The organism is Nesterenkonia marinintestina (assembly GCF_025420485.1).
Lineage (GTDB): Bacteria > Actinomycetota > Actinomycetes > Actinomycetales > Micrococcaceae > Nesterenkonia > Nesterenkonia marinintestina.
In genome coordinates this window covers 1-19,049 of sequence record NZ_JAOEFD010000016.1, presented here as the reverse complement: position 1 = coordinate 19,049, position 19,049 = coordinate 1, and the positions used below count along the sequence as shown (strand labels likewise).

Annotated in this window: 22 protein-coding genes and 2 tRNA genes; 18 read left to right on the top strand and 6 right to left on the bottom strand. The window is 67.9% G+C overall.

Annotation, left to right across the window (positions count from 1 at the left end; genetic code table 11):
* Positions 1-5 precede the first annotated feature (5 nt).
* A complete protein-coding gene (locus N7E59_RS10920; protein WP_261624969.1) occupies positions 6-902 on the top strand; it encodes an inositol monophosphatase family protein in 897 nt (298 codons plus the stop codon).
* Here N7E59_RS10920 and N7E59_RS10915 read toward each other — a convergent pair.
* Positions 890-2,227, bottom strand: a complete 1,338-nt coding sequence (locus N7E59_RS10915) for an MFS transporter (RefSeq protein WP_261624968.1) — start codon at positions 2,225-2,227, stop codon at positions 890-892. The genes N7E59_RS10920 and N7E59_RS10915 overlap by 13 nt on opposite strands.
* Before the next feature lie 98 nt (positions 2,228-2,325).
* Between N7E59_RS10915 and N7E59_RS10910 the strand changes: the two genes are divergently transcribed.
* On the top strand, positions 2,326-3,456 hold the full coding sequence (locus N7E59_RS10910) for a VIT1/CCC1 transporter family protein (protein ID WP_261624967.1): 1,131 nt from the start codon (positions 2,326-2,328) through the stop codon (positions 3,454-3,456).
* Positions 3,457-3,621: 165 nt separating this feature from the next.
* Positions 3,622-4,074 carry a pyridoxamine 5'-phosphate oxidase family protein gene (locus N7E59_RS10905; RefSeq protein WP_261624966.1) on the top strand — a complete coding sequence of 151 codons (453 nt, stop codon included), beginning with the start codon at positions 3,622-3,624 and terminating at the stop codon, positions 4,072-4,074.
* A 112-nt stretch (positions 4,075-4,186) separates the two neighbouring features.
* On the opposite strand, the gene sucD is transcribed toward N7E59_RS10905, so the two are convergent.
* From sucD to N7E59_RS10890, 3 genes are all read right to left on the bottom strand, one after another.
* Positions 4,187-5,101 (bottom strand): succinate--CoA ligase subunit alpha, encoded by a 915-nt coding sequence (gene sucD, locus N7E59_RS10900; protein WP_261624965.1) that lies wholly within the window; start codon positions 5,099-5,101, stop codon positions 4,187-4,189.
* 16 nt (positions 5,102-5,117) lie between these two features.
* On the bottom strand, positions 5,118-6,278 hold the full coding sequence (sucC, locus tag N7E59_RS10895; protein WP_261624964.1) for an ADP-forming succinate--CoA ligase subunit beta: 1,161 nt from the start codon (positions 6,276-6,278) through the stop codon (positions 5,118-5,120).
* Between the two features lie 167 nt (positions 6,279-6,445).
* Entirely contained in the window at positions 6,446-8,998 is a 2,553-nt protein-coding gene (locus N7E59_RS10890; protein WP_261624963.1) for a UvrD-helicase domain-containing protein, read from the bottom strand.
* Between the two features lie 149 nt (positions 8,999-9,147).
* On the opposite strand from N7E59_RS10890, the gene N7E59_RS10885 reads away from it, so the two are divergent.
* Both N7E59_RS10885 and N7E59_RS10880 read left to right on the top strand, forming a co-directional pair.
* Positions 9,148-9,894, top strand: coding sequence for a hypothetical protein (locus tag N7E59_RS10885; protein ID WP_261624962.1), 747 nt, complete (start codon positions 9,148-9,150; stop codon positions 9,892-9,894).
* A gap of 76 nt (positions 9,895-9,970) precedes the next feature.
* Positions 9,971-10,046: transfer RNA gene (locus N7E59_RS10880), tRNA-Arg, on the top strand.
* Positions 10,047-10,058: 12 nt separating this feature from the next.
* On the opposite strand, the gene N7E59_RS10875 is transcribed toward N7E59_RS10880, so the two are convergent.
* Together N7E59_RS10875 and N7E59_RS10870 are read right to left on the bottom strand one after the other, a co-directional pair.
* On the bottom strand, positions 10,059-10,997 hold the full coding sequence (locus tag N7E59_RS10875; protein WP_261624961.1) for a tyrosine-type recombinase/integrase: 939 nt from the start codon (positions 10,995-10,997) through the stop codon (positions 10,059-10,061).
* A gap of 229 nt (positions 10,998-11,226) precedes the next feature.
* A complete protein-coding gene (locus N7E59_RS10870; RefSeq protein ID WP_261624960.1) occupies positions 11,227-11,889 on the bottom strand; it encodes a helix-turn-helix transcriptional regulator in 663 nt (220 codons plus the stop codon).
* Positions 11,890-12,019: 130 nt separating this feature from the next.
* Between N7E59_RS10870 and N7E59_RS10865 the strand changes: the two genes are divergently transcribed.
* From N7E59_RS10865 to N7E59_RS10805, 13 genes are all read left to right on the top strand, one after another.
* Positions 12,020-12,247, top strand: a complete 228-nt coding sequence (locus N7E59_RS10865) for a helix-turn-helix transcriptional regulator (protein ID WP_261624959.1) — start codon at positions 12,020-12,022, stop codon at positions 12,245-12,247.
* A 109-nt stretch (positions 12,248-12,356) separates the two neighbouring features.
* Positions 12,357-12,533, top strand: a complete 177-nt coding sequence (locus tag N7E59_RS10860) for a hypothetical protein (protein WP_261624958.1) — start codon at positions 12,357-12,359, stop codon at positions 12,531-12,533.
* Between the two features lie 134 nt (positions 12,534-12,667).
* On the top strand, positions 12,668-12,910 hold the full coding sequence (locus N7E59_RS10855) for a hypothetical protein (RefSeq protein ID WP_261624957.1): 243 nt from the start codon (positions 12,668-12,670) through the stop codon (positions 12,908-12,910).
* A 229-nt stretch (positions 12,911-13,139) separates the two neighbouring features.
* Positions 13,140-13,388, top strand: a complete 249-nt coding sequence (locus N7E59_RS10850; protein WP_261624956.1) for a hypothetical protein — start codon at positions 13,140-13,142, stop codon at positions 13,386-13,388.
* Positions 13,385-14,734 (top strand): DUF3631 domain-containing protein, encoded by a 1,350-nt coding sequence (locus N7E59_RS10845; RefSeq protein WP_261624955.1) that lies wholly within the window; start codon positions 13,385-13,387, stop codon positions 14,732-14,734. The genes N7E59_RS10850 and N7E59_RS10845 overlap by 4 nt, the downstream gene beginning before the upstream one ends.
* Before the next feature lie 16 nt (positions 14,735-14,750).
* Complete coding sequence (locus N7E59_RS10840) at positions 14,751-15,017, top strand: hypothetical protein (RefSeq protein ID WP_261624954.1); 267 nt, start codon at positions 14,751-14,753, stop codon at positions 15,015-15,017.
* A complete protein-coding gene (locus N7E59_RS10835; protein ID WP_261624953.1) occupies positions 15,014-15,304 on the top strand; it encodes a hypothetical protein in 291 nt (96 codons plus the stop codon). The genes N7E59_RS10840 and N7E59_RS10835 overlap by 4 nt, the downstream gene beginning before the upstream one ends.
* Before the next feature lie 88 nt (positions 15,305-15,392).
* Positions 15,393-15,629 (top strand): hypothetical protein, encoded by a 237-nt coding sequence (locus N7E59_RS10830; RefSeq protein WP_261624952.1) that lies wholly within the window; start codon positions 15,393-15,395, stop codon positions 15,627-15,629.
* Entirely contained in the window at positions 15,622-16,200 is a 579-nt protein-coding gene (locus tag N7E59_RS10825; protein ID WP_261624951.1) for a hypothetical protein, read from the top strand. Before N7E59_RS10830 ends, N7E59_RS10825 begins: the two co-directional genes overlap by 8 nt.
* A 219-nt stretch (positions 16,201-16,419) precedes the next feature.
* Positions 16,420-17,241 carry a phage major capsid protein gene (locus N7E59_RS10820; RefSeq protein WP_261624950.1) on the top strand — a complete coding sequence of 274 codons (822 nt, stop codon included), beginning with the start codon at positions 16,420-16,422 and terminating at the stop codon, positions 17,239-17,241.
* A 434-nt stretch (positions 17,242-17,675) separates the two neighbouring features.
* Positions 17,676-18,254, top strand: coding sequence for a Panacea domain-containing protein (locus N7E59_RS10815; protein ID WP_261624949.1), 579 nt, complete (start codon positions 17,676-17,678; stop codon positions 18,252-18,254).
* A complete protein-coding gene (locus N7E59_RS10810) occupies positions 18,251-18,643 on the top strand; it encodes a type II toxin-antitoxin system death-on-curing family toxin (RefSeq protein ID WP_261624948.1) in 393 nt (130 codons plus the stop codon). Before N7E59_RS10815 ends, N7E59_RS10810 begins: the two co-directional genes overlap by 4 nt.
* Before the next feature lie 100 nt (positions 18,644-18,743).
* Positions 18,744-18,817 (top strand) — tRNA-Ser (locus N7E59_RS10805).
* Positions 18,818-19,049: the final 232 nt, after the last annotated feature.

The following is a 19,049-nucleotide window of genomic DNA, read 5'->3' as shown; positions in this document are numbered from 1 at the left end:
TGGGCGTGGATCACAGAGACCGGTCACCGGAGCGGCTGTGCACCATCGCACGTGAGGCCGCCGCCTCGGTCGCAGGACCATTGGTCGACGCCTTCCGCGGGAGCATCTCCGCGCGGACGAAGGCCTCGGCCCATGACCTGGTGACCGAGCACGACGTCTACACCGAGGGTCGCCTGGTCGAGCTGCTCACCGCCGCCGTCCCCGGATCCTCCGTCCTCGGCGAGGAGGGCGGGCGGATCGGCCCAGGGCACGACGACGACGGCACCCGGGTCGGGTGGATCGTCGACCCCATCGACGGCACGTCGAACTTCGCACACGGCTTCGAGATGTTCTCGGTCTCGATCGCCGCGACCCTTGAGGACGAGGTCGTCGCCGCGGTGGTCCATGCGCCCGCCGCCGGGTTGGCGTTCTCGGCCGTCCGAGGACGCGGCGCCCAATTGGTGGATCGGCACGGCGTCCGCGGCCTCCACGACCCCTCCCCACGGGCGCAGGAGCCCGAGACGGCGCTGAACCTGGTGACCAGCTTTCCCGCCGCCGAAGCCCTCGAGCTCGAAGGCCCGGCCGCGGCCGAAGACTTCTCCCGGCTGGTCACGACCTACTCCACGGTCCGCCGTGTGGTCTCCGGGGCGTTGGAGCTCTGCTTCGCCGCGGCCGGGTGGGCCGATGCGGTCCTCACCGTGGACGCGCGGCCCTGGGACGTCGCGGCCGGCCAGCTGATCCTTCAGGAGGCGGGCGGACGACTAATCCCCCGGGACGACTTCGGCCGCCCGGTGGACCCGCCGCACCTCGCACCGCACTGCATGGGTCTCGCCCCGGGCGTCGAGGCCCCGACGGCGATCGAGGTGCTCGAGGAGATCTGCGCCCGCCGAAGCGCGGCCAGGAGACCGACTCAGGAACCCTGAGCACCAGGGCCGTCAGCGCCGCCGGGCCCCCCGGCACGGCCGGCGTCTCCGTCGTATCCGGCGGCTCCGTCGTATCCGTCCTCGTCCGCGGCGTCGCTGCGTCGGAAGGTGCGCAGCGCGGTGTTCCGCCAGAGGATCCACCCCATCCCCAGCAGACTCAGGGTCCCGCCCAGGGCCAGCGCCGCGGGAGCACCCACCACAGCTGCGACGGCGCCGGCGCGGGCGTTGCCCAGGTCCGGTCCGGCCACGGCGATGGCGTCGTCCACGGCGGTGACCCGTCCGCGACGGCTGTCGGGGATGCGCAGCTGCACCAGCGCGCCGCGGGCGATCACGCTCACCGTGTCGGCGGCGCCGGCCACCGCCAGCGCGGCGATCACCGCGATGAGCCCGGGGCCGAAGGCGAGACCGACCATCGCCGCGCTCCAGACCGAGGCGCCGGCGATCTGGATCAGCCCGAGCCGCTGACTGCGGGTGATGTGACCGGAGAGCACCCCGGTGATGGTTCCGCCGACCGCCATCGCGCTGGTCATCAGGCCCAGGGTCTCGGGGTCGCCGCCGAGCCGCTCGTCGTTGATCATCGGGAACAGGGCCACCGGCATGGCCATCAGGGTGGCGAACAGGTCCGTCCCGAAGGCTCCGCGGATCGCCCCGGGTCGGGTCACGTATCGCAGGCCCTCCCAGGTCATCGCCAGCGGATTCCGCGGCGCGTCGGCGGCCTGCGGCGGGACGGCCGGCAGCAGCAGGACGGCGAGCAGCGCGACCACCGCGCAGACGGTGATCACCGAGTAGGTCACGGTCAGGCCCCAGGCGCCGATCAGCAGACCGCCCAGTGCCGGGCCGAACAGTCCCGCGGCGTGGAAGGTCAGCATGCCCAGGGCGACGGCGGCGGGCAGCAGCTCGCGGCTCACCAGCCGCGCGATCATGCTGCGGCGGGCGGCGGCACCCATGCCTGCGGTGAACGAGTTCGCTCCGACCAGGGCCAGCACGGGACCCACACCGTCGAGGCCGGTGACGAGATCCGCCGAGTGCAGGGCCAGGCCGAGCACGGCGGACGTCTGTCCGCAGGCGGCCCAGAGCAGGACGAGGCGTCGGTCGCGGGTGTCGGACAGGGTGCCGCCGAGGAGGCTGCCGGCCAGGCGGGGGAAGGCGGCGGCGAGGCCGACCATGCCGGTCATCAGGGGGTTCCGGGTCTGCTCCCAGACCTGGTAGAGCACGGCGATGACGGTCAGCTGCCCGGCGAATGCGGCGAGGGTGCTGCCCAGCCACAGGGTGCGGAACGTCGGGCTGTCCCGCAGGGGCCGGACGTCGAGCAGGCCTCGCCTCATCCGCCCGACGCTATCAGGCCTCGCACGGGGGTTTTAGCCGAACCCCAGATCCGCAACAGTAGCCTACGGTCTTCGTCGCTGAGCCCGATCCGGAGACAATGGTGTCCGTGGACGAGACCAGAGACCCCGCGCGTCCCGAGGCGACGCCTCGGCAGATCCGGCGATGGCGGCGGTACCTGGCCGATGAGATCGCCGAGGAGAGGCTCTACTCGGACCTGGCCGCGCGCCGTTCGGGGAGCCAGCGCCGCGTCCTCGAAGGTCTGGCGGAGGCCGAGCGGCGCCACCAGCAGCACTGGAGGGACCTGCTCGGCGAGCACGCGGACGACCCGCCCCGGCCCTCGGCGCACCGGATCCTGCTGCGCCTGATGGCCCGGCTCTTCGGGTCGGTCTTCGTCCTGGCGCTGGCCCAGCGCGCCGAGGGCGACTCCCCGTACGCCAAGGACGCCGACGCCACTCCGGGCATGGCCGCCGACGAGGCCATCCATGAGGAGGTCGTGCGCGGGTTGGCCGCCGAGGGTCGGGAGCGGCTGGCGGGGAACTTCCGCGCGGCGGTCTTCGGGGCCAACGACGGCCTCGTCTCCAACCTGGCCCTGGTCATGGGCATCGGAGCGACGAGCGTCTCCTCCTCGGTGGTGCTGGCCACGGGCGTGGCGGGGCTGCTGGCAGGCGCTCTGTCCATGGCGGCCGGGGAGTTCGTCTCGGTGCGCTCCCAGCGGGAGCTGCTGGAGGCGTCCTCCCCCACGCAGGTCACCCTGGAGGCGGCCCGACACCTCGACGTCGACGAGAACGAGCTCGAGCTGGTCTACCTGGCACGCGGCATGTCCCCCGAGGACGCCCACCACCGGGCCATGGAGCGGATGGGACGCTTCTCCTGCGACTGCAATCCGTCGTTCTCCGCCCATCCCGACGGGGCCCAGGGGCCGGTGGACCGCTCGGAGGACCACCACGCCATCGGCAACGCCTGGGGTGCGGCGCTGTCCAGCTTCTGCTTCTTCGCCTCCGGCGCCCTGATCCCGATCATCCCGTTCCTCCTCGGCGCCACGGGGCTCACCGCGCTGCTGATCGCCTGCGGACTGGTCGCGGTCGCGCTCATGGTCACCGGCGGCATCGTGGGGCTGCTGTCGGGGTCGTCGCCGCTGACTCGTGGGCTTCGTCAGCTGGGGATCGGGTTGGGAGCCGCGGCGATCACCTATGTGGTGGGGTCGCTGCTGGACGTCGCCGTCACCTGACCCCTCGCCCCCGTCCGGAACCTTCGTCTCGGCCGTGCCCGCACCTGTCCACGCCTGTCCACCCCTGAGCACCCTGCCCGAGCCCGGAGCCGGTGGCTAGGATGGAGTTCCCACCTCTCCGCGGTCCGCGCGGGATCTGCGGCGGAACAGGAAGGACGGAACGAGATGGCAGACAGCAGGCATCTGATGTTCGATCACCCCGACGACGAGCCGGTCCTGGTGCTGGACGAGGATCAGGCGTGGCAGCTCCTCGAGCGCACCTCCCACGGGCGTCTGGTGGTGGTCCCGGGCGGACGGGTGGAGATCTTCCCGTTCAACTTCGCCGTCCAGGACCGCACGCTGGTGATGCGCACGGCTCCGGGGAACAAGCTCGCCGGGATGGTGATCAACGAGAGCGTCGTGGTCGAGGCCGACGGGATCCTGGAGGATCAGGCCTGGTCGGTGGTGCTGCGCGGTCAGGCGCAGCTGCTGGAGAGCGACGCAGAGGTCGCCCGCGCCGAGGAGCTGAACCTCAAGCCGTGGGTCCCGACGATGAAGGACCACTACGTACGCATCGTCCCGGAGGAGGTCTCGGGACGGCACTTCGCCTTCGGCGAGCACCCCGAGCGCGAGTACTGAGCCCGGGACTGCTCCCGACACACATCGAGTCCCCGATCTCTGCAGCATCTGCGGGCGGAATGCCCGTGGAATGCGCCGGAGATCGGGGACTCGATGTCTGGGGAGGCGGGTCTCAGCCCTTGTAGATCTCCCGCAGCAGCTCGGCGGTCTGCGACGGGGTCTTGCCGACCTTCACGCCGGCGGCCTCGAGGGCCTCCTTCTTGGCCTCCGCGGTGCCGGAGGAGCCGGAGACGATGGCGCCGGCGTGGCCCATGGTCTTGCCCTCCGGTGCGGTGAACCCGGCCACGTAGCCGACGACCGGCTTGGTGACGTTGGCCTTGATGTAGTCGGCCGCGCGCTCCTCGGCGTCGCCGCCGATCTCGCCGATCATCACGATGGCCTCGGTGTCCGGGTCGTTCTCGAAGGACTCCAGGGCGTCGATGTGCGTGGTGCCGATGACCGGGTCCCCGCCGATGCCGATGGAGGTGGAGAACCCGATGTCCCGCAGCTCGTACATCATCTGGTAGGTCAGGGTGCCGGACTTGGACACCAGACCGATCGGACCCTTGTTGGTGATGTTGGCCGGGGTGATGCCGGCCAGCGCCTCACCCGGGGTGATGACGCCGGGGCAGTTCGGGCCGACGATGCGGGTGGTCGGCTTCCCGTCGGCCCCGGTCTTGGAGGCCGCGTAGTTGTAGAACTCGGCGGTGTCCTGGACCGGGATGCCCTCGGTGATGACCACCAGCAGGCCGATGCCCGCGTCGACGGCCTCGATCGCGGCGTCCTTGGCGAACTTGGGCGGCACGAAGGCCACCGAGACGTCGGCGCCGGTCTCCTCCATGGCCTCGGTCACGGAGCCGAACACGGGCAGCGAGATGTCGTTGCCGTCCTTGTCCTGGTGCTCCACCGTGGTGCCGGCCTTGCGGGCGTTGACACCGCCGACGATGTTGGTGCCGGCCTTGAGCATCAGACGGGTGTGCTTGGTGCCCTCGCCGCCGGTGATGCCCTGGACGATGACCTTCGAGTCCTTGTTCAGGTAGATAGACATTGGGAAGTCTCAGTCCTTACTTGTTAGCCAGTTCGGCGGCCTTGTCGGCGCCTTCGTCCATGGTGTCGGCAATGGTGACCAGCGGGTGGTTCGCCTCGTCGAGGATGCGGCGGCCCTCTTCGACGTTGTTGCCGTCGAGGCGGACGACCAGCGGCTTGGAGGCGGTGTCGCCGAGGATCTCCAGGGCTTTGACGATGCCGTTGGCCACTGCGTCGCAGGAGGTGATGCCGCCGAAGACGTTGACGAAGACGGACTTCACCTGGTCGTCGCCGAGGATGACGTCGAGGCCGTTGGCCATGACTTCGGCGGAGGCGCCGCCGCCGATGTCGAGGAAGTTGGCGGGCTTGACCCCGTTGTGGGCCTCGCCGGCGTAGGCGACGACGTCGAGGGTGGACATGACCAGGCCGGCTCCGTTGCCGATGACGCCGACCTGACCGTCGAGCTTGACGTAGTTGAGGTCGTTCTCCTTGGCCTTGGCCTCCAGGGGGTCCTCGGTCTGCTCGTCGACGAGGTCGGCGTGGCCGGGCTGCCGGTAGGCGGCGTTCTCGTCGACGGTGACCTTGCCGTCGAGGGCGATGATCTTCCCCTCGCCGGTCTTCACCAGCGGGTTGACCTCCACGAGGGTGGCGTCCTCCTTCTGGAAGACGGTCCACAGGGTCTGGAAGACCTCGACCAGCTGGTCCAGGTCCTCGGTGAAGCCGGCCTTCTCGGCGATCTCGCGGGCCTTCTCGGCGTCGACGCCGGTGTTGGGGTCCACGGCGACCCGGGCGAGGGCTTCGGGGCGCTCCTCGGCGAGCTGCTCGATCTCGACGCCGCCCTCCTTGGAGCACATGGCCAGGTAGTTGCGCTGGGCGCGGTCCAGAAGGATGGAGAAGTAGTACTCCTCGGCGATGTCGGCGCCCTGGGCGATCATCACGCGGTGGACGGTGTGTCCCTTGATGTCCATGCCCAGGATGGCCTGTGCGTGCTCGTAGGCCTCGTCGGCGGACTTGGCCAGCTTCACGCCGCCGGCCTTGCCTCGGCCTCCGACCTTCACCTGGGCCTTGACGACGACGGTGCCGCCGATCTTCTCGGCCGCTGCCTTGGCCTCTTCCGGGGTCTGCGCCACGATGCCGGCGAGCACGGGAACTCCGTGTGCCTCGAACAGATCGCGCGCCTGGTACTCATACAGGTCCACGGGTGGTGTCCTTCTGCGTCGAAGTCATCTCTTGTCCGGGCCAGCGGAGCACTCCGTCACGGCGCAGTCGGTCCGCCGGTGATGGTGGCCGATCGACCGACGCGCAGGCGGCGCAGCGCTGAGCCCCGAAAAGGCGGCTGGTTCCCGGCCCGTGACGGGCGCGGATCTCAGTCGGCCTTCTCCAATGGAGCATATCGCAGGAGAAGTCGCTTCTCGCTCCCGGCGAAGCTGACCTTGGCCACCGTCTTGTCGCCTGCGCCTTCGACGGAGAGGACCTCTCCGCGGCCGAACTTCTGGTGGGTGACGGCGTCCCCCGGGGACAGGGACGGGATCTCCCGGTCCGGGTTGACCTGGCGGGGTGCGGAGCCGGCGGCGTGGCCGGTCGGACCGCCGGCGGAGGACCCGGACGACGGCCCGGACATGGACCCGGCCGCCCGGCGCGCACCGGGCAGCGAGGAGGATGTCTTCTCCGACCCGGGCGCGCCGTAGACCAGGGGCCGGCCGGCAGAGCCTGAGCGGCCGGAGCCTGCTCCGCGGCCGCCGGATCCGCCGAACTGCGGGGAGGAGTAGCGGGACGCTGCCCCGTATCCTCCGTCGTACCCGCCGGAGAGGCTGCCGCTGAGTCCGCCGCCGAGCCCGGCGGAGGAGGCGGCGTCGACCTCGAGGAGCTCCTCGGGGATCTCGGTGAGGAACTGGCTGGGCGGGTTGTACTGGTGCTGGCCCCACAGGTGCCGGGATTCGGCCCGGCTGAGGTAGAGGCGACGGCGGGCGCGGGTGAGTCCGACGTAGGCCAGCCGCCGCTCTTCGGCGAGCTGCTCGGCGTCGGACATGGACCGGGCGTGGGGGAAGATCCCGTGCTCCATCCCTGTGAGGAACACCACAGGGAACTCGAGTCCTTTGGCGGTGTGCAGGGTCATCAGGGTGACCTGGCCCTGCTCCCGGGCCAGCCGCTCGGACTCTTCGTCGCCGGCCGAGGGGATGGCGTCGGCGTCGGCGATGAGGGAGACCTGTTCGAGGAAGTCGGCGAGCGCGGCTCCTTCGGTGGAGGCCTCGTACTCCTTCATCACGGCGACGAGCTCACCGAGGTTGTCGGCCCGGGATTCGTCCTGCAGGTCCTTGGACTGGCGCAGCGCCTCGAGCATCCCGGTCTGCTCCAGCACGGCTTCGAGCACAACGGCCGGGGACTCGTCCTCGTTGAGGGCGATGAGGTCGTCCATCATCCGCACGAAGGAGGCGACCGCCTTGGCGGAGCGAGCGGCCATCGCCGGGGCCTCGTCGGCCCGGCGCAGGGCTTCGAAGAAGGTGGTCCGGTCCCGTTGCGCCAGCGCGGCGACGGCGCCTTCGGCCCGGTCTCCGATGCCCCGCTTGGGCTCGTTGAGGATCCGGCGGAGGTTGACGTCGTCGTCGGGGTTGTTGATCACGTGGAGGTAGGCGAGGGCGTCCTTGATCTCTTTACGGTCGTAGAACCGAGTGCCGCCGACCACCCGGTAGGGGATGCCGCGGCTGATGAGCCGTTCCTCCAGGGACCGGGACTGGGCGTTGGTCCGGTAGAACACGGCGACGTCGGAGGGCCGGATCCCGTGGTCGTCGCCGAGGGCGTCGATGGTGCGGGCGATCCATTCGGCCTCGTCGGACTCGGAGGGCGCCACGTGCAGGGTGACCGGCTCCCCCTCCCCCAGGTCGGTCCAGAGGTTCTTCTCGGTGCGTCCGGCGTTCTGGGAGATGACCGCGTTGGCGGCGTCGAGGATGGTCTGGGTGGAGCGGTAGTTCTGCTCCAGCCGGACGGTGCGCGCCTGCGGGTAGTCGCGTTCGAACTCGACGATGTTGCGGATGTCTGCGCCGCGGAAGGCGTAGATCGACTGGTCGGAGTCGCCGACCACGGTGAGTTCCGCTCCGGGGGTCTCGACGCCGTCGACGTCGCCGGTGAGCTGGCGGACCAGCCGGTACTGGGCGTGGTTGGTGTCTTGGTATTCGTCGACCAGCACGTGGCGGAACCGGCGCCGGTAGCTGTCGAGCACGGCGGGGAAGGCGTCGAACATCCACACGGTCTCGGTGAGCAGGTCGTCGAAGTCGTAGGCGTTGGCGGCCCGCAGCCGTTCGGTGTAGTCCCGGTAGACCGCGGCCACGGCTTCGGAGAACGGTTCGTGCGGTGCGGTGCGCGTGTACTCCTCGGCGTCGACGAGCTCGTTCTTCAGCGTGGAGATCCGCCCGCGGATGGCGCGGGGGGCGAAGCGCTTGGGGTCGAGGTCGTGGAGCTTGGCGATGGTGGTGATCAGGCGCAGGGAGTCGGCGGCGTCGTAGATGGTGAAGGTGGACTTCCGGCCCAGGTTGGCCGCTTCGGCGCGCAGGATGCGCACGCAGGAGGAGTGGAAGGTGGAGACCCACATCCGTTCGGCGACGGGGCCGACCTGTTCGGCCACGCGTTCCTTCATCTCCCGGGCGGCCTTGTTGGTGAAGGTGATCGCGAGGATCTCCTGGGGGCGGGCGGCCCCGGTCTGCAGCAGGTGGGCGATGCGCCGGGTGAGCACCCTGGTCTTCCCCGATCCGGCGCCGGCGACGATGAGCAGCGGCGAGCCCCGGTGGACCACGGCCTCCGCCTGAGGTTCGTTGAGGCCGGCGACGGCGTCGACCTGGTCCGGGGTGGGGCTCTGCTCGGGCCGGTGGGGGCGGCCGGGTGCGGTGTCTGGACGCTCGGAGGGCGGGGTGAAGACGAAGTCCATGGTCCCACCAGTGTAGGAGGCGGCGGTGACATCTCCGGTCGCCCTGCGGCGGGCCGGCTCGGGGTGGGATACTGTGTGCCCATCGTGGCGCGACCGTCGACGCCGGTCCGGTCGGCCGCCTCATCCTCTGTGACGGTCTCAGGAGGCGCATGTCTCGGCGCAGGAAGTCCACCCGCGGCAACCCGGCCGCGTCCTCGGGTGCGTCCGAACGTGCCCGCGGGCCGGAATCGGGCGGAACGGAGCCTGAGCGTCCGGTCGGTGGCCTGCGGGCCTTCCGGCAGGCCAAGCGTGAGGGGCGCGACCCGTCGGTGGAGCCGGCTCGTCGCGGGGATCGGAGTCCGGCCGGGGCGTCGGGCGGCGGGGCTGTGCGGTCGAATCCGCGGCTGCTGGTCTACGCGTTGGTGCTGGTGACCCTGTTCCTGTTCGCCTATCTGCACCTGTTCGCGATGCCGCAGATGACATACTTCGCCGGCGGGTTCTCGATGCCGGGTGCCCGGTTGGGCGGCTTCGACGTCGAGGACGTGGAGCGGCTGCGGTCGGTGATGGACGATGACGCCCGGGGTCAGCTGACGTTCCTGCATCGGACCGCGGGGATCCTGTTCCCGGTGTCCGCGTTCCTCTCCGCGTGGGCCTCGGCGGGGCTGCTGATGCGGGGCAAGGTGCTGCGCTGGCTGGTGCTCGCCGCGGCGGCGGTGTTCATGGTGGTGGACATCGTGAAGACGTTCATGATCGACCACATCCTCGGCTCCGCGGAGCTCTCAGAGTCGGCGGTGGCGACGGCGTCGTCCCTGACCGTGGTGTCCTGGGTGCTGCTGGTGGTGGTCGGCGCACTGGTAGTCGGTTCAGTTGTGGTGGACGCGATCCGCCGGTCCCTGCAGGAGAACCGCACGCCGTGACGCCGAGTGCGAACCGGTAGGATGGTCCGCGGCGCGACGAGGTGCCGGGCCTGTGCCGGACCGACGATGCCTCCCCGCCTCCGTAGCTCAGGGGATAGAGCACCGCTCTCCTAAAGCGGGTGTCGCAGGTTCGAATCCTGCCGGGGGCACCATAAAAGCACTTGTCAGCGCGATATAGAGGCGCTGCGAGGCTGGTCGGATTCTCCGCCAGTACGCAGTGAGTACGCAGCGGAATCGATCTTCTCCGCCAGTCCGGTCAGATCGTCCTCATACAACGCCCCATACACATCGAGGGTCAGCGCGGCGCTCTCATGGCCCAGCATCCGCTGCAAGGCAAGGATGTTCGCCCCGGCCGAGATTGCCAGCGACGCAGCCGTACCCCGCAGGTCGTGGATCCGCATCGACTCATCACACCCGGCCCGACCCAGGGCAGGACGGAATACACGCCGGCCCCAGTTCCGGTGCCGCAGCACCGCACCGGAGGACGTGCGGAACACATCGTCGGTCGCCGTCTTACCCTTCAGCAGCGGACGCAGCGCCTCGATCACCGTCGGCGCAGCGGGCACCCAGCGTGTCGCGTGATTCTTAGGCACCCCTTCGACAATCTCGCCGTTCAGGTCGGTGTAGGTGCGCTCCACCGTCAGCCGTCGCCTGTCCACGTCCACAGCTCCCACCATTAGCGCCGTGACTTCTCCCCAGCGAACTCCGGTCAGCGCCAATGTCAGCAGCAGCGCCCGGTCCACCTCCGTGGGCATCTCATCGGCGACCTTCCACAGCTCGGCAGCGGACAGGCGCACGCCCTTACGCTTTGCGCTACCAGCGGGCAGGTCCACACCGGCAGCGGGGTTCTCCGGCAGCATCCGGTTGACGACGGCGAGCTGCAGGGCGGCCCGCAGAATGATCCCCGCCTGTCTGGCCCGGGCTGCCGACACGGCATCGTCGCCCCGCTGCAGGTCGGTGATCCACGCGCTGACGTCGTCACCGGCCACCTGGTCGAGTCGCACCGGGCCCCATCGCGGCAGGATGCGGGCATTCACCAGCGACTCATAGCCGTCCATCGTCTTTGCCTTGACCTGCCGGCCCGCCAGGTACCGGCTGAGCATCTCCCCCACGGTCGTCCGACCCGCAGCAGGGTCCACGTATCGGTGAGTGGTCAGAGCGGTCGTCACTTCATCGATGTGACGCTGCGCGTCCACCCGTCGCCTAAATGCCTTACTCCGTTCCCGGCCCTGAGGGTCCACCCAGCGGGCACGCCACCGCAGCCCGGTCCCGTCCCTCTTGGTGGGCTCACCCTTCGAGTTGCGCCATAGATCCTCGACGCCGGCGCGACGGTTACGTCGAGGGGGCATCGTCTAACCCCCGGAGGCGCTGCAGGTCGGCGTACCACCATCGGTGCTGCAGAGCGGCGTTGTCCTCGACCAGTGCCGCCACGAGCTCCATAGCGCCGTCAGCGTAGTTCTCAGTCGTCCTAGGGTCGGGATGAACGCCGGCGTTGTACTCGTCCAGGATCCATCGCAGCAGCGCCCGCTCTGCAACACGCACGGGGCCCGTCCTGTCGAGGAACCGACGCGCATCCTCTGTGAAGTCCTCACCGAACCCCAGAGTGTTCTGCCGAAGAATGCCGTCGTTGTCCAGATCGAACTGCAGCCGATCCACGGCCGCGATCATCTCCGAGACTGCATCCACCAGGTGATCCCTTGTCGGGACCGCGGCCCAGTAACTCTGACTGATACCGAGCCTCGGCTGCACGCGGGTCAGATCCTCAAACGTGACTCCCAGCACCTCGGCAATGACCACCGCTTCGCCGACCTTCACCGCACGGTGACCGTTCTCAATGTTGTTGACCGCCTGCTGGTGTATCCGCAGCCCTCCGGCCTTCAGCTCGTCGGCGAGCTTCTTCTGAGACCACCCCAGCACATCGCGGCGCGACTTGATCGACCGGGCGATGTTGTGGTCGATGCCCTCGGCTCTCGACTGATCGTTAGCGTCCGTCATAGGTCGATCATAACGGAAAACGGATTACCACGAACACAGTTGCACGCGACGACGAAGACGGCTACCATCGGAACATCGGAAACGTTGTGACACGGTTTCGATGTTACTGAACAGCATGAGGGAGGAAACCATGAGCACACCACCCACCCAAGCTCCTGCGGGACAGATGTTCCCGACCAAGGGCCCGAACGGGGCCGAGGGATACCTAGGAGTCGCCGAGGGCACCCTGCGCCGCTGGCGGCACGAAGGGATAGGACCCCGGTCCGTGAAGCTGCACGGCCTGGTGCGCTACCCCCGCGCCGAACTCGACCGCTGGCTGCAGGAACAAATCGACCAGCAGTGGAGCACCCCGGCCTGACAAGAAGGGATCGCAGATGCGACTCCGCCCCATCAAGAAAAAAGCGACTGACCCCCGTGACGTCCAATCCGAGGCCAGCCGCTCCACGATCAAACACTAAGGAGAGATCATGACTAACAACCAGCTTACTCCCAACGAGACCCTTGACGCTATCCGTCAGTACACCGGCCGGGCTATCCGATTCGTAACCGACCTCGCCGCCTATGCCGACGACAACGGGATGGAGGCCAGTGAGGTAATCACTCGAGCCATCGCCGCATACCAGGCGGGCGGTGAGCAGCGATGACGATCATTCATCCCGACCGCTGCGACCGCGACCCGCGGGGATGTGGCCCCGACTCCCGATTCGAGCCGCACCACCGCGCCGAACCGGTAACGCTCCACTTTCCGGAACACGCCTATGATGGCACGGCTCTGACCGTGCACCTTCACTACTCCGTCCTGGAAGCCGCCGACCTGAACTGCGAACCCGACTGCATCGGTGCTGACCTCTCCTTGACGGGGGAGATCGACGCAGCCGGTTACGCGACCCTCAACACCGAGCGCCTGCGACAGTTCGCCGACTGGCTGAGGATGCACGCGGACTCCATCGACGCATGGCACGCCCGCCACCTCGCCAAGCGCCGTCAGGCCTACCAGGCCGAGGACGGTGAGCACGGATGATCCCCTCCAGCACCCTCACCCGCCTCGTCGATGGTGCCCTGGTGACGGTCGTCACCGTGACTCAGATCCGACGCCGAGACAATCCGGGGCCCGTCTATCGGCGGAGCATCCACCTCTCACTGAGCGCCGCGCAGAGGGCGGTCGAGCGAGCCCACCAACGCGGCCTCTATGCGGAGTTGATGGTGTGCCGGTTGCAGCCCCTCGGACCGGCCGAGCATCGGGAGGCCGCATGACGCCGGCCGAGGTGTGGCCCACTCCGCCGAGCTGCCCCGATTGCGTCGACTGGCATGCCGGATACGAGGCGGGCTACCTCGCCGGTGATCGGGACGCCCGCGCCGAGCTGGCTGCTACGCGGCTGGAGCAACAGCGGCGGATCGCCGAGCAGATGGAGCCGGCCGCGACCGTGATCGCGGGGATAAAGGCGGCCCAGGCTCGGCAGGATGCGCGACTGACGACAGAACGGAGGCCCGCCGCATGAAGAACAAGACCGCAATCTTGGACGACGTGACCGCCTACGTCAAGCGGTTCGTCGCCTTCCCCGAGGACCACCACTCCAACCTCGTCTCGCTCTGGGTGGCGCACACGTGGCTTATCTCCGAGTTCGACAACACCGGCCGGCTGGGAGCGTTCAGCGCCGAGCCCGGCAGCGGGAAGTCCCGTCTGATGGAGGTCGTCTCGGCCCTGTCGCACCGCAGTGTCCTCTCCGTCAGCGCGACCCCGGCAGCGATCTTCAGGGAGATCGACAAGCAGGCGGGAGAGCTGACTCTCATATTCGACGAGATCGACGGGGTGTACTCCGGTAAGGGCGAGGACAACGCCGACCTGACCACGATCTTAAACAGCGGGTATTACCGGAACGCCTACGCGCTGCGCTGCGTCGGAGACAACCACGAGACCAGGAAGTTCCCGACCTTCGCGCCGGTGGCGATGGCCGGGCTGTCCCGGGCGAAGATCCCGGACGCCCTGATGACCAGGACGTTCGTGATCCCGATGAAGAAGCGTGCACCGGGGCAGGCAGTGGAGCCGTACCGTCGCCGCCTGGAGCAGCAGAACGTTGAGGCGTTGAGCGCGCGCCTGGCCGAGCTGGCCGATGACATCCGGCCGGGTCTGGCCGGGTACTTCCCAACCATGCCGGACGCGGTCTCCGACCGGGCCGCGGACATCTGGGAGCCGCTGATCGCCATCGCAGACCGCGTCGGCGGACACTGGCCCCAGACGGCCCGTGAGACCTGCGAGAAGATCGTCGCCCAGTCCTCCGACTCGAAACCCAGCCTCGGTATCCAGCTGCTCTGGGACATCAGGACGATCTTCGAGCAGGAGGGGATCACCGAGATCGCCACCGGCGACCTGATCGACCACCTGGCCGAGCTCGAGGAAAGGCCCTGGGCGGATTGGTATGGGGCACCCATCTCACCGAGGAAGCTCGCCGAGTTCCTGCGGCAGTACGACATCCGGACCCAGCAGTTCAGATCCACCATCCACGGACGCATCCGAGGGTTTCGCCGCCCCGACTTCCAGGACGCGTTCACCCGCTACCTGACCACTCAGACCCCCTCGGAGGGACACCCCTCGGAAGAAGCGGGACACCCGGGACATGCGGGACGAACCCCGAAATCACACGGATCCGCTGTCTCACATGTCGACTCGGGACCCGGGACAGGACCCGTGACAGAACAGGCCCGCGATAACAGCGATGTCCCGGATGTCACGGATGTCCCGGAAGTCCCAAGGGGTGCCCCGGAGTGCCCCATGCACGGTGCCGATTACCTCATCGGCGGGTGCTACTCCTGCGACGAGATCCACGGCGACCACTGGGCCGCCTGACCGAAAGGAACCGACTATGACTAACTCACTACACGCAGCCGACGGCACCCCGGAGCCCGAGCTGCCGCACGAGCTGCCCACCGACGACGATCACCTCGACTCATCACGGACCGGCGTGTACATGAAGGTAGAGCGCTTAGAGGCCCGAGCCGAAACACTCCGCGCCGAGCGGGACGTGTGGAGGGCACGAGCCAAGGAGAACCAGGTAACTCTGGAGCGGCAGAAGGCCCAGCTGCAGAAGATGGACGCCCAGCTGAAGGAACGAGCGGAGGCCCGGCGATGACCACCAGTGATGGATTCTCCGATGTTCAGGTCCTCACCTCAGCCCAGGCCGGACTCGCCGCCCTGCAACACGCCGCACGGGGTGACCAGGTCTCAGCACTCCAGACCGCCGTCCGGGCCCCGGACCACTTCGCAGTGCTGAATCAGATCCTCGTCACGGCGGGGTACGTGCTGAGTCGGTCAGGGGACGAGGGTGCGAGGTTCCTCGCGAACGAACTCCACAGCTTCGCCCAGATGTCCGCATGGGCCGAGGCCCACGAACCTACGGAGGTAGAGACCGATGAATGATATCCCCGTCCCGCCGCCGTGCGGAGAGTGCGGAGGGCAGCACCTCCGAGACCTGTTGCACCAGCACCGCGTGGCATGTTCCCGGTATGTGAGCGACACCGGCACCGTCGAGGCCGACCACCGACGCCGCGCCGGAGTCCGCGAGCCGACCGCCGCCGAGCTGACCACGATCGCCGAGCATGACTACCCCGCACCGCCCACCGGCTGCACGTACTGGGTCGGTTACACCCACACGGGCGGGCTGCACGAGCGCCGGGTGCTGCACGGAGACGCCAAGGGCTGGAGCACCTGGCCCGCAGAGACGACAGGAGACGACGATGCATGAGCACACGAACGAACAGACCGAACAGGAGGCTTGGGCGGAGGAAGTCACTGCGGATGACGCGCCCATCACGGAGCATCCCGAGGACGACACCGACGATGCCGAGGCCCATGACGAGGCCGCCGAGTCCGACGACCCCGAACCGGATGACGGCGACGCCCGGTTGCGCCGCGAGGCTAAACGGCACAGGCTTCGGCTGAGGGAGGTCGAGGCCGAACGGGACGAGCTGGCCGCGAAGCTGCAGGCCACCGTGACCAGCGTGATCGACGAGAAGCTTCAGCACATCGGCATGACGTCGAAGATCCTGCGGATGAGCGGGGCGAACCTGGACACCCTCATCGACTCAGAAGGCGGGTTCGATGACGCCGGGCTGCTCCATCTGGTCAACTCGACCCGAGAGGATCTGGGGCTGCCGGAGGACCCCACGGCGAAGATCTTGACGCGCACGCACGAGCGCATCGGTCGGATTGACTGGTCGCGCCACCATCTTCAGGGACATATCCCCCTGGCGGGCACCGGGCCGGAGAAGCCGTACACCGGAGGGGATTGGGGCAGCGTGATCCGCGACCGCTGATACCCCTAGCGGGTATAATGGTGAAAGAGTCCTGGCACTGAAGTAGGCCGACTCGAACGGGTGGGTAAGCCCGGGGCGCACGCCAGGCCCGGCGTCGGCGACGCCCCGGCTCCCCTCCCACTCTCGACCGCCCCCAGGCAGGGCACCGGACGCAGGCAGGGCCGCCCCGGTAGAGAACAGATCACACCGTTCTACGCCCATGCCTGAAAGGTTCAAAACATGTCAACTATGCTGACCACCAATGTGCAGGCCCTCGCGTCCAGCGACCGGGCTGCACTGATCCTGGGGCCGCTGCTCGACGAGGGACTGGGCACCCGTGCCGAGGTCGCCCAGGTCGCCCAGACCGGGGCCACCGAGTACAGGATCCCCATCGTCCGGAGCGGCGCTGCAGCCGCCTGGGTGAGCGAGGGTGAAGAGATCGCCCCGTCCGCCCTCGACGTCGGGGAGCTGACCATCACCCCGCGTAAGCTCGCCGGCCTGGTCCCGATCAGCCGTGAGCTTGCCGAGGACTCGTCCCCCTCAGCCATCGAAGAGGTCGGACGCTCCCTGGCCCAGTCGGTGATCTTCCACGCCGACGCCGCCCTGCTGGGCAACGCCGAAGCCCCCGGGCCCGAGGGACTGGCGCAGCAGACCGACGTGCAGGAGATCGACGGCGGGGCACTGGCCTCACTGGACCCGCTGCACTCGGCCAAGACTGAGATCGCCGTGGCAGGCGGTACCGCGACCAGCATCGTCGCGCACCCGCGGGACATCCTGAAGCTCGCCCAACTGAAGGATGCCGACGGGTCGAACCGCGGCCTGGTCGAGGACACCACCACCGTCGTCGGGCTGCCGCTGATCGCCTCCCAGCACGCCACGGAGGGCACAGTGTGGGTGCTCGACTCCAGTGCGATCACCACGGTGATCCGCGAGAACGTCGAGGTCGAGTCGTCCCGCGACGTGTACTTCAGCTCCGACAGGATCGCGGTCCGAGCGACCGCACGGCTGGCCTACGGCTTCGCCTATCCTGAGCGGTTGGCAAAGATCACCATCACCGGCTGATCGCAGCACGGTAACGGGGCCGGTCGGGGTGCTCACTCTGGCCGGCCCTGCCCATGCCCCTCCACAAGCGGTCGGGAAGTCGCTCCCACCGGCATAGCGATCTCTCCCCATCCTTTTTCCTCAGACAACCGCTCTGACACGGGAGGAATACCTGAACCAGTAGCCCCCACCATGCCCCTGCCCTGGGGCTAAGAGTCGCCTCCCACCGGCATAGCCGGATGCTTACACGCGAGGTCAGCGAGGACCGGTGTCACAGTCGCTTGAATGCCCCTCCAGGGGGTCCAGCGTGGCACCCCTCGGGCATTGGCCCATTCACACACAGCCCAGACTCTTGCGGTCTACCAAACCCCGCTGACGGGTGCCACCGGGGCGTTGTCAGCGCGGGAAGATAGCACCACGTCGCGCTGTTGACTAACATGAGAACAGGACCATTCGTGGCAGCCAGGACCAGGAGGGAGGCCACTATGCACCGCGTGTTCGATGTGCTGACGTATATCCAGCAGAGCGTTTCAGATGCGGGGCGAGTCAAGCGCCTCAAGCTCCTGTACTACGCCCAAGCGTGGAACCTCGTCTGGCGAGGTGAGCCCCTTTACGCTGAGAACATCAAGGCGTGGGAGATGGGGCCAGTTGTCCCACAAGCGTTCCACTACGACAGAGACACCGCATCCGAGGATCCAGGTGACCCCAAGGACTTGGACGATGCTAGCCGTGCCGTGGTGGACGCCGTGATCACATACTACGGGGACCACGACGGCGGACAACTTTCCGAATTGACTCACCAGGAGGAGCCCTGGGTGTCCGCTCGAAATCGCGGACTGGCAGTCGGTGACAAGTCCCCGCTCATTCCACGTGAGACTATTCGGGACTACTACGAACAGCAGGAGCTCCTCGGGAAGCCTGGGCCTGAAGCGCCGGTCGTCACAGCGCCAATGCCAGCCCCTCGCATCACCGACCTGGTAAGAGATCAACTAGACCGGTGGGCAGGTGCAAACGCTCTCCTCGCGGAGCGTTGAAAGTCCGCTATAGGATCTCGGCCACTCTACTAATCGAGATCAACGGCCACTTCACCGACCTCCCGGTAAGGGACAGGAACGGCCTGGAAAGCGCTTGCAACGCGCCGCACCGCGGTTACGGCGGTTGCCAGCGCTTTCCGGGCTTGTTCCAGAAGGCCGCAGCTCTCCTGTTCGAGCTTGCGACCACGCAGTATTTCGGTGAGGGGAATAAACGCACGGCGTGGGCCGCCTCGCAGTTTCTCCTCGCTGACAATGGTTACTACATTGAGGTCGAGGAGGACGAAGAAGTCGCTGACTTCGTTGAGTACATCGCGAAGACAAAACCGAGCATCGATGAAATTGCTGATTGGTTAGTCGTTCGCCGACGGCGACGTATCCCAAGGACTTGACTCCAGTACGCAGTCAGTACGCAGGAGGATGGGAAACCCCGGTTATCGGTGCACCGTCACGAACGCCCTGAATGGGGCTGACCTGGGGATTCTCCTATACGCCCTAGTCACAGGCGCAACCTTACCGCTCTCCTAAAGCGGGTGTCGCAGGTTCGAATCCTGCCGGGGGCACCATAGGCGTGATAGTCGACGTAATAGTGCGTTCGGGTACCGCCGATACAGATGAATCCAAGCGCCGATCCTCAGGGGTCGGCGCTTTGTTTTTGTTTCTGGACTGGCTCTGTTCGGCTTTCTGGATCTGGGCCACAGCCTTGCGGGTTTCGGCGCTGAAGAGCACATCGAACGGCGGCTCCAGCTGGCCTTCTAGCTCGAAGTCTCCTGGTTGGTCGGTCTCATGTACCAGGAT